The sequence below is a fragment of the Verrucosispora sp. WMMD703 genome, from assembly GCF_049178935.1.
Classification (GTDB): domain Bacteria; phylum Actinomycetota; class Actinomycetes; order Mycobacteriales; family Micromonosporaceae; genus Micromonospora; species Micromonospora sediminimaris.
In genome coordinates this window covers 2,308,960-2,324,007 of record NZ_JBMHMM010000004.1, presented here as the reverse complement: position 1 = coordinate 2,324,007, position 15,048 = coordinate 2,308,960, and the positions used below count along the sequence as shown (strand labels likewise).

The following is a 15,048-nucleotide window of genomic DNA, read 5'->3' as shown; positions in this document are numbered from 1 at the left end:
GCGGGGACCGGGGCACCCTTGCGGCGTCAGCGGCAGAGCCGGCCGACCTGCTCGGCGAACCGGTCCATCGGGTCGGCGTCGGTCGGGCCGAGCAGGTAGGTCTTCAGCTCCCGGCGGGCCGCGGTCATCGGGTCGTCGCCCGCCCGGGTGACCGCCACGATCTTCCCCAGTTCCCCGCAGTCGGCGGCCAGCAGGTACGCCGCCCGAGCGGTCGGGAAGGTGCGCCGGAACTCGTCCTCGGGCAGCCCGGCGGGGTTGGTCACCACGTACGGCCGTTGGCTCTGCACGAAGTCGGACACCACGCTGGACACGTCGCTGACCAGCAGGTCGGTCTGGTCGAAGCAGTCGAACAGCGCGGGCACCCGCCCGGTGACGACCCGGTGCGCCGGTCCGTCCAGGGTGCTCGCGTCGATCAGGCCACCGGCGGCCCGGATGCGCTGCACGATCCGCTCGTGCGCCGCCCGGACCCGCCCCGACCGGCTCCCGGTCAGCGGGTGCGGCTTGTAGATCAGTCGGACCTCCGGCCGGAGTGCCAGCAGTTCCGCGACGAGCTGCTCCCCCATCAGCAGCACCGAAGTGTGGAACGGGTCGTCGGCGAGCCAACCCTCCCAGGTGGGCGCGTAGAGCACGGTGAAGGGACGTTCGGCAGACCCGCCAGCGGTACGCAGGCCGGCCAGTTGCGGCCGACCGATCTCCACCACGTTCCCGTCGCGTACGCCGGTCCCGGCCCGGGCGAGGCGTTCCCGGCCGGCCGGCCCGGCGACCCAGACCTCGTCGTAGACCTTGCAGAACGGGTTGACGCTGGCGGCCTTGTCGCTGTCGCCGTGCCCGACGAAGACGTGCTTCATCCCGGGCTCCCGCAGCATGTGGATGTTCTCCCCGGCGTTGGCGGGATACAACGCCACCCGGACGCTTGTCTTGCCGAGATTCATGAAATCCGCACCGGGTGGGACGCAGACCACCGGCAGCCGGGTGTCGGCCAGCTCCGCCAGGGCCTCCCGGTTACGCAGGAAGACCACCGTCGGCCGGTCCAGCGCCTCGACCGGGGCGAGCCACATGTTCGCCTGGTAGACGTCCTTGCCCGGGCCGGCGAAGTAGAGCGCGACCTCCGGTCGGTGGCTGTCGAGCCACCGCTGCACCGCCGACAGGCGGGCGCCGTGCCCGGCGCCCCGGCCCCGCAGCCAGATCGACGCGACAGTTGCGCCCACCACCGCGGCCAGCCCGACGGCGATCACGCCGGCCAGGTGAACGGGTGTCACCGTGTCGGCCAGCGCCGCGGCCACCGCCGCTGGCACAAGCAACACGTTCACCCAGGGCAGCCGGTCCCCGCTGAGCACGGCGGCCCACCGGGGCAGCTGCGGCCCACCGAGCCGGCCCAGGTCGATGTTGCGCACCATCGAACCGCCGGGGCTGCGCCGGTCGATGATGCGCTCGAACGCTCCGGCGAAGACGGCGATCACCCACACCAGAGCGGGCAGCAGAAGCAGCAGGGTCAATGCGCCGCCGACCGGGGCCACCTGGGCGACGACCAGCAGCACGACCGACACGTCACGGGCCAGCTGCCGATAGCCCAGGCCGAGGCCGGCCTTCTCCATCAGGATCGCGGTGGCCGGCGACCACCGCTGCACGGCGACCTCGCCGAGCACCGCCGCCAGTGCGGCAACCACGAACCCGGCGACCTGGCCGAACGCGCCGCCGACGAGCAGGAGCAGGTACGCCCCCACCAGCAGGGCCCCACGCGCCGCCACACCGACGCGCCCAGTCAACATGCTCAACAAGGGACGGCTCTCCCTACCGCGATCGACGGCCGGCAGCCCCGGCGGCACCGAACGCCACGTCCCGGCGTCAGCGCAGCTGCGACCTTAACGCGAGACATCGACGCAGTGACGTCCGGGTGCCTACCCACGACGCAGGCAGGTGACGGCGTTCGGGTGAACGGGCGGATCGGCCTTCCGCCTGGCGAACGTGCTGTAGCCGAACCCTTCACCGGTCTGCCGGGCGTACCGGTTCTGGCTGTAGACGCAGATCGTGCCCACGTCCAACCGCTCCAGCGCGGCGCCCACCTCCTCGGCGGAGGGCCGCTGGGCGGCCGGGCCACCGTTGGCGAACCGGGTCAGCAACAAGCGGTCCTGGGAGAACTGCGAGTTGATGTCGTACTCGATCAGGAAGAAGTCACGCGGCAGGACCACCCGCGCCTCGGTGGTGAGCAACGGGATGGCCCGCATGATGCTCTCCGGGGCCAGCACCAGACCGTCCGGTCGGTCGAGGCCCACGACGAACCTCGCGATGGCCAGCTGCTTCGTGCGGATCTTCCAGGTCGGCCTGTCGTGCACCAGCACGCCGCTGCGCTCGTCCCACATCGGCACCGCGTAGCCGGCGAACGAGCCCACCATCGCGCCGGCCAGCACCACACCGGCCAGCGCCCGTACGGCAGGCAGCCGGGTCGGCAGCCAGACCGTGCACAGCAGACCGATCAGCGCCGGCAGGGCGAACAGCCACGACACCCGCCACAGCACCACGGAGATGCCGGTGAGCGCACTGAGCCACTCCAGTACGCCGGGCACCAGCAGCACGCTCAGGGTGACCGTACCGCCGGCCGCCAGCAGCGCCGGGCTGCGGCGGCGGGCCAGCAGCGGGCCGCACCACAGCGCGAGTCCGCCGATCACGCCGACGATGCCGATCTCGAACGTCCGGCGGTAGGTGTGCGCGGCGTCGTAGAAGTTGACGTCGGCGGCGGCCTCGTTGGCCGACCCGAGGATCAGCTGGCTGATCACCACCGCCCCGATCGGATAGGTAAGCGCGGCCGCGCCGACGGCGAGCGCCGACTTCCAGCGGCCCACCAGCAGCATCATCAGGGCCGCCCCGCCCACCAGCAGCGGCAGGACGATCGCCGCCGTGGTGGTGAGCCCGGTCGCGGTGATCGACAGCGCGGCGATCAGCAGCAGCACCTGCCGGGACCGGTCGTCGAACCAGCGGGTGAGATAGAGCCACATCAGCGGCACGACCGCCGAGACGAACATGCCCTTGCCCTGGTAGAGCCGGGGGAGGTGGAAGTTGCCCAAAGCGGCGTCCGGGCCGCAGACCAGGGCGAGGAAGGCGATGGCCACGGTGAAGGCGAGCACCGGACGTCGGGGCGCCCAGCGCTGCACCAGCCGCCAGAGCGCCAGCACGGCGAGCACCGCCAGGAGCGGCAGCAGCAGGTACCAGGTCGCCGACGCGGCGGAGATGCCGAGGAACCGGGCGAGCGCGCCGGCCAGCACCTCGATGCTGGCGATCGGAGGTTGGGAGGCCATCGCCGGCAGGACGTTCTCGCTGAACAGGAAGTCGTTGAGCGGAACGTTGTCGCGTTCCGCGACCCAGACCGATCGACCCACGTAGTAGATGTCGTCCGGGGTGTTGCGGGCCAGGAAGAGGGAGGCGGCAGCGGCCCCACCGGCGACCAGCAACGCGTACGCCGACTGCCAGGCGGTCGGCGCCGGCGGCCGGGTCGCCGGAGTGTCCCGCCAGGTCCGCCAGGTTCGCCGGGTAAGCAGCACCAGACCCGTGGCCGCCACGATCCCGGCCGAGGCCGGCACCCACCAGGACAGGTCTGCGCCGGCCGGCGTACCGGCCAGCCCGGCGGTGATCGCCGCGACGGTGCCGAAGACCAGGACCAGTGCCGTCCAGCTGCGCCGGACGACCGCTGCCCGGCCGGTGCGTCCCGCCGCCGGTTCGACGTCGGAGGCCGGACCCGCGCCTGCCACATCCGGCGCACCGCCCGCGGTGTCCGGCGCGCCGACGCGTCGGTGATGCCATCGGGTCAGCGCGATGAGCAGGAGCAACGCCAGGCTGGCCGCCAACCAGACCCGGAACGTCCACGACGGGGCGAGGCCGAGCGGGAGCGCGGCGTGGTACAGCAGCGTCCAGAGCGCGAACACCAGGACGGCGCCGTCGGTCAGTGCTGCGGGCAGCCCGGCGACGATCGTCCCGACCCGGCTCGCGGTGAGCCACGACCGGCCGGAAGCGGGAGCGGTCGGTTCGTCGATCGCCGCCGAGGGTGCGGCAGCCTGGTCGGTCATCGACACGGGGCGTCCTTGTCGTCGTACGGGCGGGTCCGGCTCGGCACGTTCGCGGCGCATGCTCGGCCGGTGCTGCGAGCGGATCGCAAAGCAGCGTAATCGGAGTCGGGCGCAGGCCCGGTCATCACACGGCCCGGTATGCTGCGCCGAGTTCCGCCAGACCGTGCACACCCGATGGGATCTGAAGGTTGACTGACAAGAACTCCCCCTCCGTCTTCGTCCATCCCACCGCCGACGTCGAGCAGGGGGCCAAGGTCGGCGACGGGACCAAGGTGTGGCATCTGGCCCACATCCGATCGTCGGCCCGGGTCGGTGCCGGCTGCGTCATCGGTCGTAACGTCTATGTCGACGCGGGCGTGACGATCGGCGACCTCGTGAAGATCCAGAACAATGTCTCCGTCTACCAGGGGGTGCTCCTGGAGGACGAGGTTTTCGTCGGCCCGTGCGCGGTCTTCACAAATGACTTCCGTCCCCGCGCCCAGAACCCGGACTGGAAGATCACTCCCACCGTGGTACGCAGGGGCGCCTCGATCGGCGCGAACGCCACCCTGGTCTGCGGCATCGAGGTCGGCGAGTACGCGATGATCGCCGCCGGTTCGGTGGTCACCCGGGACGTGGCGCCCTACCAACTGGTCGCGGGCAACCCGGCCCGGCCGAAGGGCTGGGTCGACGAGCGGGGCGAGGTCGTCTCGCGGGACCTGGACAACCCGCCCCGACGGGATCACTGACCCGGTTACGACCGGGGCCCGAGCGGTAGCCGCCGGGCCCCGGGATACGGCTCGTTCAGCCCCCGATGACCACCCGGCGGACGCCCGTCCACCGGGCCGCTTCGGTGACCCGTCGCCCGTCGACAAGCACCGTCACACCGGGCAGATCGGCGGGGCTGAGCGTCCGGTACTCGACGTGGTCGGCCTGGATGACGGCGGCGCTGACCGGCTCACCGTGGTAGCCCGGCAGGCCGTGCGCCACCAGTTCCTCGTTCGTGTACATCGGGTCGCTGACGTACGGCTTCGCGCCCCGCCGACGCAGCGCCTCCACCGTCGGGAAGACACCGGAGAAGGCGGTCTCCTTCACGCCGCCCCGGTAGGCGGCACCGAGCACCAGCACACCGACGTCGGTCAGGTCGCCGTACGCGGCGGCCAGCAGATCGACGGCGTACTCCGGCATGGCGACGTTGGCCTCCCGGGCCGAGCGCACCACGGTGGCCGCCGGGTCGTTCCACAGGTACATCCGCGGATAGACCGGGATGCAGTGTCCGCCGACCGCGATGCCCGGGGAGTGGATGTGGCTGTACGGCTGGGTGTTGCACGCCTCGATCACCTTGATGACGTCGACGCCCACCGTGTCGGCGAACCTGGCGAACTGGTTCGCCAGGCCGATGTTGACGTCCCGGTACGTCGTCTCGGCCAGCTTGGCCAGCTCGGACGCCTCGGCCGAGCCCAGGTCCCAGACGCCGTTCGGGCGGTTCAGGTCGGGCCGCTCGTCGAAGTCCAGCACCGCTTCGTAGAAGCGCACACCGTGCTCGCCGGACGCCTCGTCGATGCCGCCGACCAGCTTCGGGTACCGGCGCAGGTCGGCGAAGACCCGGCCGGTGAGCACCCGCTCCGGGCTGAAGACCAGGTGGAAGTCCGTACCGGCGGTGAGCCCGGAACCCGCCTCCAGCATGGGTGCCCACCGGCCCCGGGTGGTGCCAACCGGCAGGGTGGTCTCGTAGCTGACGAGGGTGCCCGGCCTGAGACCGGCGGCGATCGCCCGGGTGGCGTCGTCCATCCAGCCGAAGTCCGGCACGCCGTCGGCGTCGACGAAGAGCGGCACGACCACCACGACCGCCTCGGAGGCGGCCACCGCGGCGGTGGTGTCGGTGGTCGCCGACAGCAGGCCGGCGGCCACCACCTCCTTCAGCTTGACGTCCAGGTCCGTCTCGCCCGGAAACGGCACGGCCCCGTCGTTGACCAGCTCGACGACCCGCTCGGAGACGTCGGCGCCGACCACCCGGTGTCCCTTCGAGGCGAACTGCACGGCCAGCGGCAGGCCGATCTTCCCGAGGGCGACGACGCAGATGTTCATGGGACTACTTTCCTCTCGAGGGCCGCAGACGGGCCAGACGGGTGGCGGCGACCTGGCGGTACCGGACGCGCTTGAGCGTCAGGAGCACCTGATGTTTGCGGTCCGTGTTGGCGGTGACGCGGTGCAACCGGAGCCCGCGCCATATCGCCTGGCGCGGTGCGGTGAGCTGAGCCTTCGCCCGCAGCGGCACCGTGCTGAGCCCGCCGAACACGCTGAGCTTGGCGGCGGACTTCCACCGTTGGGCGCCCGCTGCGAGCAGCTGCTTGACCGGGAATTCCGCACGTAGCAGCGTACCGGCCCCGTCCGGGCGCAGCGAGACGGCGGCCGGCTGGTCACCGATGGTGACCCGCACCGCGTCGCCGGTGAGGTCGGCCAGGCGCGCCCAGGCGTTGTGCGCCGTGATCACGAGGGTCAGCCCACCTGCGGCGTCGCGGCCCCAGGCAAGGTCGGTCACGGTGGTCTTGACCGCCGACTTGGCGGCCCGGTCGGTGACGTCGTACCACTCGTCCGGGAAGCCCAGTTCCGGGTCGCGGAAGCCGACGTAGCCGGCGAAGCAGCGGTCGCCGTCGACAGTCAACGCGGGCAGCAGCTTCTCGCTCTGCTGACGGATCAACCCGCGTAGCTGCTCCAGGCTTCCGTGCCGGGCGACCATCAGGCGCAGGCGTACGTCGGGGGCGAGTTGGTCCCGGATGGCGTCGGTCAGGAAGCTCTCGGCCAGCCAGCGGATCCGCTGGTGGCTACGCTCCTGAACCGATGAGTCGAGGTCGAGGAAGTCGGCCCGCAGCAGCTTGGCCACCTCCCAGCTGAAGTGCCGCACCAGGACGGCGTCGCGCCGGGAACCGGGCTCGATCAGCCCGGCCACGAAATTGATCAGTTCCTCGGCGCAGCGCAGCCGCTCCTCGAACCGACTCGCGTAGGTGATGTTCTGCGCGTTGTCCCGTTTGACCGCGTAGTAGTAGACGTAGTCGGCGAGGACCGAGATCCGCCCGGCCCGTACGCACGCCTCCAGGGTGAAGGGCTGGTCGCTGCCCATCCGCATGTCCTCGCGGAACCGCAGCCCGTGCCGCTCGATCAGATCCCGCCGGAACAGCTTGGTGTTCGACATCGACCAGGGCAGCGCGCTGTCGAACAGGTCGACCTGTTCCTCTGTGCTGGCGTAAATGGCCTGGTGCACGTAGCGGTTGTTGGTGCCGACCATCCGGCCGAGCACCACGTCCGAACCCCACCGGTCGGCGGCGTCCACCAGCCGTTCCAGCGCCTCCGGGCCGAGGTAGTCGTCCGAGCCGATGAAGAAGACGTACCGCCCCTGCGCCACGTCCAAAGCCCGGTTGCTCGGCCCCGCCGGGCCACCCGAGTTGGGCTGGTGCAGCACGGTGACGGTGCCGGGGTAGCGCTTGGCGAAGCGGTCCAGTTCCTCACCGCTGCCGTCGGTCGAACCGTCGTCCACCGCGACCACTTCCAGCCGCTCCAGACCGATGCTCTGCCCGACCAGCGATTCGAGGCAGGTGGTCAGGTACGGCATGGTGTTGTAGACGGCGACAACGACTGTCACGTCCGGTGCGTTCACCAGGCCACTCCCACCGAGGTCGTCAGTTCCCATCGTTGCCCGTTTCCGTCGTCGCCGGTACCGCCCGCCCGTGGACCCGAGCGAGTGTACGGCAGGGTTCCGGCCCGGAACGCCGTGGCGGTCGGGGGTCCGTGACCTACCGCGCCGATTGCTAACCTCCATGCTGTTTGACGACCGATGGCAGTTTTCGCTCGGGTGTCAGGCCGCCCGGCCACCCGGCGAAGGAGCTGTCGGATCATCCCCTTTCGGCACGGACGGGATCATCCATTGCACCTCTCCCTACCGCACCCTGCGGCCCGGCTGAACCCTGCGGCACGGCTGATCAAAGGGTCGGACGCGGCGAGCGAGCGCCACCCGGCCCGGATCGGGGTTGATCGGGGGTGGTGACGGCGGAGCGCCAGCAGCAACCGGCGGCCGTGGCCGCACCGACGCGGCCGGGTCGGGTCCGGCGACTACGGGACGCCGCCCGGTACGCCCTGCCCGGGCTCGCCGCCTACGCGCTGATCCGCCTGGTCGGCGTGGTGGTCCTCGCCGTCTGGGCCGATCGCGTCGGCGTCTCACCGGGCCAGTCCCTGGCGAAGGCGGACGGGGTCTGGTATCTCGCGATCGCCCAGCACGGCTACGACGGGTACGAGAAGACGCAGTCCAACATGGCCTTCTTCCCGCTCTACCCCGGGCTGACCGCCGCGCTGGATCGGATCTCCCCGCTCAGCACCCGTGACGCGGGGCTGATCGTGGCCTGGCTGGCCGGCCTGGCCGCCGCCTGGGGGCTGTTCGCGATCGGCGCGTACCTGCACGACCGGCGCAGCGGCGTACTGCTCGCCGCACTCTGGGCGGCCGTGCCACACGCCGTCGTCGAGTCGATGGCGTACAGCGAAACCCTGTTCACCGCCCTCGCCGCCTGGACGCTCTACGCCCTGCTGCGCGGCCACTGGATCACCGCCGGCCTGCTCTGCCTCTTCGCCGGCCTGACCCGCCCGACCGCGTCCTCGTTGATACCGGTGGTGGGGCTGGCCGCGCTGGTGGCGATCATCCGACGTCGGGACGGCTGGCGTCCCTGGGTCGCCGCGCTGCTCGCCCCCGCCGGCTGGCTCGGCTACCTGGCCTGGGTGGGCAGCGAGGTCGGGCGCCCGGACGGCTGGTTCCACATCCAGTCCGCCGGCTGGGGCAGCACCTTCGACTTCGGCGTCTACACGGTGAGCCGGGGCCGCGAAGCGCTGGCGCAGACGGCCCCGCCGCAACTGTTCGTGGTGAGCCTGGTGGCCCTGCTGGCACTGATGTTCTTCGTACTGAGCGTGCTCGACCGGCAGCCGTGGCAACTGCTGATCTACAGCGGGCTGCTACTGGTCACCACGCTGGGCACGGCCGGCTACTACCAGTCCAAGGCCCGGTTCCTGCTGCCGGCCTTCCCGTTGCTGCTGCCGGCGGCCGTGGCGCTGGCCCGGGCCGGCTGGGCGCGGGCGACCACCGTGCTGGTGGCGGTGGTCGCCTTCTCCACCTACTTCGGTGGCTACCTGCTGCTGATCTGGCCGTGGTCGCCCTGACCCGGTGGCCGGGGCGCGGCGCTCATCGGGTGAACGGCCGCACGTCCCACAGCCAGACGTCGTCGATCCGCTGTCCCGGGCCGTAAAGAGCGTCGAGCACGGTCTTCAGCGCATCGTGCCGGCGAGCGCCCCGGTCGGGCAGCACCACCGCGTCAGCCCTCCAGTAGCGCGCGTCGGCGCGTGCCTGGGTGATCTCCGTAGGGCCGACCGTGGTGTCCCGCTTGCCCGTCGACACGGCGGTGAGCAGGGCCGCGGTGGGCTGTGGCACCACTCCCCAGCGGCCGGTGGTGTCGGTCGCGGAGACCGGTCCGAGAAAGTAGCCTTCCGGGACGGCGAAGCCGGTCAGCGCAGCCGAGCCCCAGTACACCGAGGTCATCCGGGTGACCGGCACCGGCACCAGAGTGCGGCCGGCCGCCACATGGTCGCGCCACGCCCCGCTAGTGACGAAGTCCGGCACCGGAGGCCGGCCACGGGCCGGCAGCGGCGTCGGCAGGATCGGCAGCAGCGCGACGGCCACCGCCACCGCACCGGCTACGCGGGCGAACCGGCCGAACGGCCGGCCCGGGCGGGTGGCGAGCCGGTCGGCGGCCATCGCCAGCAGTACCCCGAGCGCCACCGTGGTGATCAGCGCGAACCGGGCCACCACCACCGAGTCGAACGCCGGTAGGTGTTGCACGAGCGCGAACGGGGCCGGCACGTCGGTACGGCGGGTGCCGACGGTCCAGGTGGTGCCGATCGACAGCAGCGCCGACACCAGTCCGACGGCCCCGAGCACCAGCGCTACGGCCTCACGCCGCAGCCAGCACAACGCGCCGAGAGCGAGCAACAGCATCGGCCAGCCGTAGAAACTCGCCTGTTCCGTGGTGTTCGGCGCCCAGCCCACGGCGCTGGTCGGGCCTCCGGCGATGGACTCGGTGGCGAACCGGGCGAACGAGCCGAGCTTGAGGGCGTACACGTCGGGGGCACCGGGATGGCCGCTGCGGTGTTGCGGGCCGGCGAAGTACATCCAGAGCGGGTACACGGCCACGGCCGCCACCAGCATGGCGGTGATCGCCAGGCCCGGCAGCAGCGCCCGCCCGCGGCGCACCGCGTCCCGCGGCCGGACGGCGAGGTACGCCAAGACCAGCATCAGACAGCCGAGCGCGGTGAGGAAAAGGATCTCCAGGCTGACGAAGAACTGCGCGGTCACCAGCGCGCCCAGCACCAGACCGTCGCGGACCACGTGCTCGCCCCGGGAGAGCGCGACCAGCCGCCAGACGATGAACGGCACCAGCCACTGCGCCGTGATGTGCGGATGGCCGTTGCTGTGTGAGACAAGCGCCGGAGCGAATGCGCAGAACAGGCCGCCCAGGAAGGCCGCCGCCCGGGAGTTCACGACGTGTCGGGAGAGGACGTGGTACCAGGCGTAGCCGGTACCGGCCAGGTTCAGCGTGATGAACAGCAGGTAGGCGACCGGCGCACCGAAGAGCAGAGTGACCGGGCTGAGCACCAGCCCGGGCAGTTGCAGCCCGACGTTGGCCACCAGGTTGACCCCGTTCGGGGCGTTCTGCAACGTGGTGAAGAACGGATTCTCCAGGTGGCTGACCGCGTGTGCCGCGTACGCCAGCATCCACTCGTTGAAGCCCTGGTCGTCGGGGCGGCTGCCGAGCAGCCGGCCGTCGGGGTCGAGCCACCCTCGGCCGGTGACCCAGACTGCGCCGGCGAGAAACACCAGGGCGGCCAGCACGTCGACCGGCCAACGCCGGGCGGTGCTGCGTGCGACGCCGGCCGCCGGCCCGGCGAGCGGCGGCGGGGTGGCGGACGTGTCGCTTTCCGCCGGCTCGACGCGCGGCGTCAGAGCGGAAGCGTCGCTCTCCGCCGGCTCGGCGCTCCCGAGGGAGACGGGCTCGCGGTCGCGGGTGTCGGGAGTGGTCATGTTGAGGCGCAACCTTCCACGGCGACCGGGCCGGCCACCGGACGGATCGGACGGCGGCCGAGACGACGGACGCTCGGGCCGGCGTTATTGTAGGGTCAGCACCCTGTCCGCGACGGCCCTGCCCGGCGCCAGCAGAAACCGCGTCCCGCCGACCGACGAGGTACGGCGTGCCTCTGACGAAAGGTCCCTCCCGGCATGGTCCCGCTCCGCAGACGTCCTGCGGCTGCCGCCATCCGACCGGGTAGCGAGGAGGGGCCCTCCGGGTACCCGCGCGGAATCTTCCCACCTCCCCAGGAACGGAACAAATGATCAAGCGGCGACCTCTCTGGGACTCGTGGAAACGTTCCCGGACGCGCCGGTCCGGATCCCGACCGCACATGATCTATCTCGCGATCGGTTTCCCGCCGGCGGCCAAGAGCTCCACCTACCGGATGCGGGCGACGGCCAACCAGTTCGCCGCCGCGGGTTGGGACGTCACCGTCGTCACCATCGCGGACGAGGCGTGGGAGCGCGATTACGGCCTCGACCACACGCTGGTCGCCGGGGTGGATCCCCGCGTCCGGGTGGTGAAGCTGCCGCTGTTCCGGGAGGACCTGGAGACGGACGTCCGGGCGTACACCGAACGACGTGCGCTGGACCACAACGACTATCTGACCGAGCTGCGCGAACAGCACCTGAAGGTCTTCCCCGAGCCGGTGTTCGGCGGCTGGCGGCCCGCGTTGGAGGAGGCAGTGCTCCGGCTCCACCGCGAGCGACCTGCGGAGCTGCTGGTGGCCACCTGCGTCCCGTACGTGAACCTGGCCGCCACCTGGAAGTTGTGGGAGACCCACCGGGTTCCCTACGTGGTGGACTTCCGGGACGGCTGGTCCGTTGATGTGATCAACGGCGGGGAGGCGTTCCCCCGGGATTCGGTCTCCGGCCGGTGGGAGACGAAGCTGCTCACTGACGCCGTGGCGATCTGGAACGTCAACGAGCCGATCTCCCGCTGGTACCGGGAGCGCTATCCGGAGCTGGCCCACAAGATGCGGATCGTGCGCAACGGCTACGACGCGGCCAGCATCCCGGCCGAGTCGATTCCCGCCCCCGCCGACCGGCCGCTGGCCTTCGGCTACCTCGGGGCGCTGAATCTGCCGGTGCCGCTGCTCGAAGCGGTGCTGGAGGGGTGGCGGAAGGCCCGCGCGGCGGACCCGGCGCTCACCGACGCCACGTTCGAGGTGCGGGGTCACATCGGCTCCGGCTGGGCGCGGGGCGACAACCGCCACGCCGAGTTGCTCAAGGCTGCCGCCGCCGACGGGGTGGTGGTCGGCGGATCGGTGCCCAAGGCCGAGGTGGTGGACTTCTACTCCCGCTGGGACGTCGTCGTGCTGATGGTGACCGGCGGCAAGTACATGACCTCCGGCAAGGTCTACGAGTACATGGCCACCGGGCTTCCCGTGGTCTCGGCCCACGAGGCGGAGCACGACGCGTCCACCCTGCTGTCCACGTACCCGCTCTGGACCGGGGCGGTCGGGCTTGAGCCGGACGCGCTGGCCGATGCCTTCCGGCGGGCCGCCGACCTGGCCCGCAACGTCGACGTGACCGAACGGGACAAGGCGCGGGTCGATGCGCGACAGTACGCCCGTGAGGAGCAGCTCATCCCTGCTGTCCGGGAGGTCACCGAGTTGGTGCTGGGCGTCGGCGGGCCGGCCGGCACCGCGCCCGGTGCCGCTGCCGACGCTCCCGCTCTTGCCCGGGAAGGTGGGTCATGATCGAGGTCCTGGTAGTGCTGGGCGCCGTACCCGCCCGGGTGGCGGTGCTCACCGATGCGCTGACGCAGTTCCGGGCCCTGGGCGTCACCGTACGCATCGCCACCACCTTCGACCCGGTGGAGAAGATCCCGGCGGTGACCGAGCTGGCCGAGGTGCACCAGCTACCCACGGCAGCGCAGTTGGGGCCGCGGTTCGGCCGGATGCTCAAGCGGGCCAACCCGGCCCGGCGTCCGTGGCTGCGCGCCCAGCGTGACCCGTGGATCCGTCGGCACGCGAAGCGGGCCGACGTGCTGGTCGCCCTGGACGTCAAGGCCCTGCACACGGTCTGGCAGCTGGCGCAGCGGCACCGGCGGGCCGATGCGGTCCACGGCATCGCTCCGGCGTTGCAGGCGGTGCAGAGGCGGTCGGCCGACCCGGCGCGGTACCGCCGGCACCGGCTGAGCACCATCGGTCCCTCGCCCACGGCGCTGACCAGCACCACCCGCAGTCAGACCATCGACCTGGCGAAACGGGTTTTCGACCTGAGTACCGGCAAGAGGGCCATGCAGCTCGCCCCGGTGCGTTGGTTCTGGCATCAGGCGGTGACCGCTCCCGGTGTGCCGGAACGCCTGCGGGGCGTGGCCGCCCGGCGGGTGAACCGCAGCATGCGCCGGGCCGGGCACCGGGACAGCGCGAACCGGCTGGTGCTCGCCGCCCAGCGCCGGATGCGCAGCGTCGCGGCGAAGGGTCAGGTGCTCAGCCCGATGGTCGAGGCGGAGCTCAAAGAGGGCCAGTTGCCCGAGCACCTGAAGACGGTGGTCAAGGGACAGCTCCAGATGGCCGAAGGCCACCTGAAGAAGCGCCGGACGGGCCAGGCCGCGGAGCACGTGGTACGCGCCTTCGACCTGATGTTCCACCGGAACCTGCACTTCGACGGGCTCACCTCGCCGCTGGCCGCGGATCCGGCGGGTTTCCTCGCTCCGCTGCTGAAGAGCGAGGTCGGCAAGGCCCTGGCCACTCCGCAGGGCCGCCGTACGCCGGCGGAGTTCCCACCCGCCGACCGTCCACACCGGATGCTCTTCTTCACCGGGATCAACGACAACTTCATCGGGCCGATCCTCGATCGCTACGAGGCGACGCCCGGCGTGGAGGTCCGCCGGTTGAACCTGGTGGAGGAGTCGATCCGCCCGGTGCTCGGCAACGGGAGGATGCGTCTGACCCGGCACCGGCTCGCCGGCAGCTCCGAGCACGCCCGCAGGGTCCAGGAGGCCTGGGGCGCCGACGTCGCCTGGGCGGACACCATCTTCGTCGACTGGTGCAACCTGGCCGCGGCGATGCTCACCATGATCGATCCGGGGTCGGCCCGGGTGATCATCCGGTTGCACAGCTTCGAGGCGTTCACCTGGTGGCCGCACCTGACCGACTGGTCCCGGGTGGACGACCTCGTTTTCGTCTCCGAGCACCTGCGCGATCTGGCGCTGGCGGCGGTGCCCCGGCTTCGCGGGCCGCAGGGTCCGCGGACCCATGTGATCGCCAACGCCATGGACCTGCACCGGTACGTCCTGCCGAAGCCGTCGGCGGAGGCCCGCTTCATGCTCGGCCTGGTCGGGCTCAGTGCGGTGGCGAAGGACCCGCGCTGGGCGTTGGAGGTGCTCCGCGAGTTGCGCCGCCGCGACGACCGGTACCGGTTGAAGCTGATCGGTGACGAGTTGCGCACCTCGCTCGGCCCAGGGGTGGCGAGGTACGCGGAGGAGTTGGCCGCGGACCTGGCCGAGCTGGAGCCCACCGGTGCCGTGGTACGCACCGGCCGGACGGAGGACGTGCCGGGGGCCCTGACCGATGTCGGGGTCATCCTCAGCACCTCGGTACGGGAGAGCTTCCACTGCGGACTGGTCGAGGGTGCCGCCAGTGGTGCCGTGCCGGTGGTACGGGACTGGCCGTTCTTCGCCGGCCGGGCGCACGGTGCCCGCACCCTCTTCCCCAGTGACTGGGTGGTCTCCACTCCGGCGGAGGCGGCGCAGCGGATCCTGGACGTCACCGCGTCCGAGGAGACCTGGCGCGAGGCGGGCCGGGCGGCGGCCTCGCACGTGCTCGGCGAGTGGGACTGGTCCGTCACGCACAAGGACTTCGACCGGTTGGTGCTGGAGCCACCGGCGGCCACGCGCTGACG

The 15,048-nt window shown here is 71.5% G+C and carries 9 protein-coding genes; 4 read left to right on the top strand and 5 right to left on the bottom strand.

What is annotated here, in order from left to right:
• Positions 1-26: 26 nt before the first annotated feature.
• Together ACN26Z_RS11200 and ACN26Z_RS11195 are read right to left on the bottom strand one after the other, a co-directional pair.
• Positions 27-1,778 carry a CDP-glycerol glycerophosphotransferase family protein gene (locus tag ACN26Z_RS11200; protein ID WP_421461053.1) on the bottom strand — a complete coding sequence of 584 codons (1,752 nt, stop codon included), beginning with the start codon at positions 1,776-1,778 and terminating at the stop codon, positions 27-29.
• A 120-nt stretch (positions 1,779-1,898) separates the two neighbouring features.
• A complete protein-coding gene (locus tag ACN26Z_RS11195; RefSeq protein WP_421461051.1) occupies positions 1,899-4,058 on the bottom strand; it encodes a DUF6077 domain-containing protein in 2,160 nt (719 codons plus the stop codon).
• 188 nt (positions 4,059-4,246) lie between these two features.
• On the opposite strand from ACN26Z_RS11195, the gene ACN26Z_RS11190 reads away from it, so the two are divergent.
• Positions 4,247-4,786 (top strand): acyltransferase, encoded by a 540-nt coding sequence (locus ACN26Z_RS11190; RefSeq protein WP_421461049.1) that lies wholly within the window; start codon positions 4,247-4,249, stop codon positions 4,784-4,786.
• Between the two features lie 55 nt (positions 4,787-4,841).
• Here ACN26Z_RS11190 and ACN26Z_RS11185 read toward each other — a convergent pair whose 3' ends face one another.
• Both ACN26Z_RS11185 and ACN26Z_RS11180 read right to left on the bottom strand, forming a co-directional pair.
• Positions 4,842-6,125, bottom strand: coding sequence for a nucleotide sugar dehydrogenase (locus ACN26Z_RS11185; protein ID WP_421461048.1), 1,284 nt, complete (start codon positions 6,123-6,125; stop codon positions 4,842-4,844).
• A 4-nt stretch (positions 6,126-6,129) separates the two neighbouring features.
• Positions 6,130-7,692: a glycosyltransferase family 2 protein gene (locus tag ACN26Z_RS11180; protein WP_421464616.1), complete on the bottom strand. Its 1,563-nt coding sequence runs from the start codon at positions 7,690-7,692 to the stop codon at positions 6,130-6,132.
• A gap of 383 nt (positions 7,693-8,075) precedes the next feature.
• On the opposite strand from ACN26Z_RS11180, the gene ACN26Z_RS11175 reads away from it, so the two are divergent.
• Complete coding sequence (locus ACN26Z_RS11175; protein WP_421461047.1) at positions 8,076-9,236, top strand: hypothetical protein; 1,161 nt, start codon at positions 8,076-8,078, stop codon at positions 9,234-9,236.
• Positions 9,237-9,258: 22 nt separating this feature from the next.
• On the opposite strand, the gene ACN26Z_RS11170 is transcribed toward ACN26Z_RS11175, so the two are convergent.
• Entirely contained in the window at positions 9,259-11,151 is a 1,893-nt protein-coding gene (locus tag ACN26Z_RS11170) for a hypothetical protein (RefSeq protein WP_421461045.1), read from the bottom strand.
• A 377-nt stretch (positions 11,152-11,528) separates the two neighbouring features.
• On the opposite strand from ACN26Z_RS11170, the gene ACN26Z_RS11165 reads away from it, so the two are divergent.
• Complete coding sequence (locus tag ACN26Z_RS11165) at positions 11,529-12,899, top strand: glycosyltransferase (protein WP_421461043.1); 1,371 nt, start codon at positions 11,529-11,531, stop codon at positions 12,897-12,899.
• Positions 12,896-15,046 carry a glycosyltransferase family protein gene (locus ACN26Z_RS11160; protein WP_396886557.1) on the top strand — a complete coding sequence of 717 codons (2,151 nt, stop codon included), beginning with the start codon at positions 12,896-12,898 and terminating at the stop codon, positions 15,044-15,046. Before ACN26Z_RS11165 ends, ACN26Z_RS11160 begins: the two co-directional genes overlap by 4 nt.
• Positions 15,047-15,048: the final 2 nt, after the last annotated feature.

Excerpts from the sequence above, each read along its gene's own strand:
- ACN26Z_RS11195 (WP_421461051.1), bottom strand. The coding sequence starts at position 4,058 with ATGACCGACCAGGCTGCCGCACCCTCGGCGGCGATCGACGAACCGACC.
- ACN26Z_RS11185 (WP_421461048.1), bottom strand. The coding sequence starts at position 6,125 with ATGAACATCTGCGTCGTCGCCCTCGGGAAGATCGGCCTGCCGCTGGCC.
- ACN26Z_RS11170 (WP_421461045.1), bottom strand. The coding sequence starts at position 11,151 with ATGACCACTCCCGACACCCGCGACCGCGAGCCCGTCTCCCTCGGGAGC.
- ACN26Z_RS11165 (WP_421461043.1), top strand. The coding sequence starts at position 11,529 with ATGATCTATCTCGCGATCGGTTTCCCGCCGGCGGCCAAGAGCTCCACC.
- ACN26Z_RS11160 (WP_396886557.1), top strand. The coding sequence starts at position 12,896 with ATGATCGAGGTCCTGGTAGTGCTGGGCGCCGTACCCGCCCGGGTGGCG.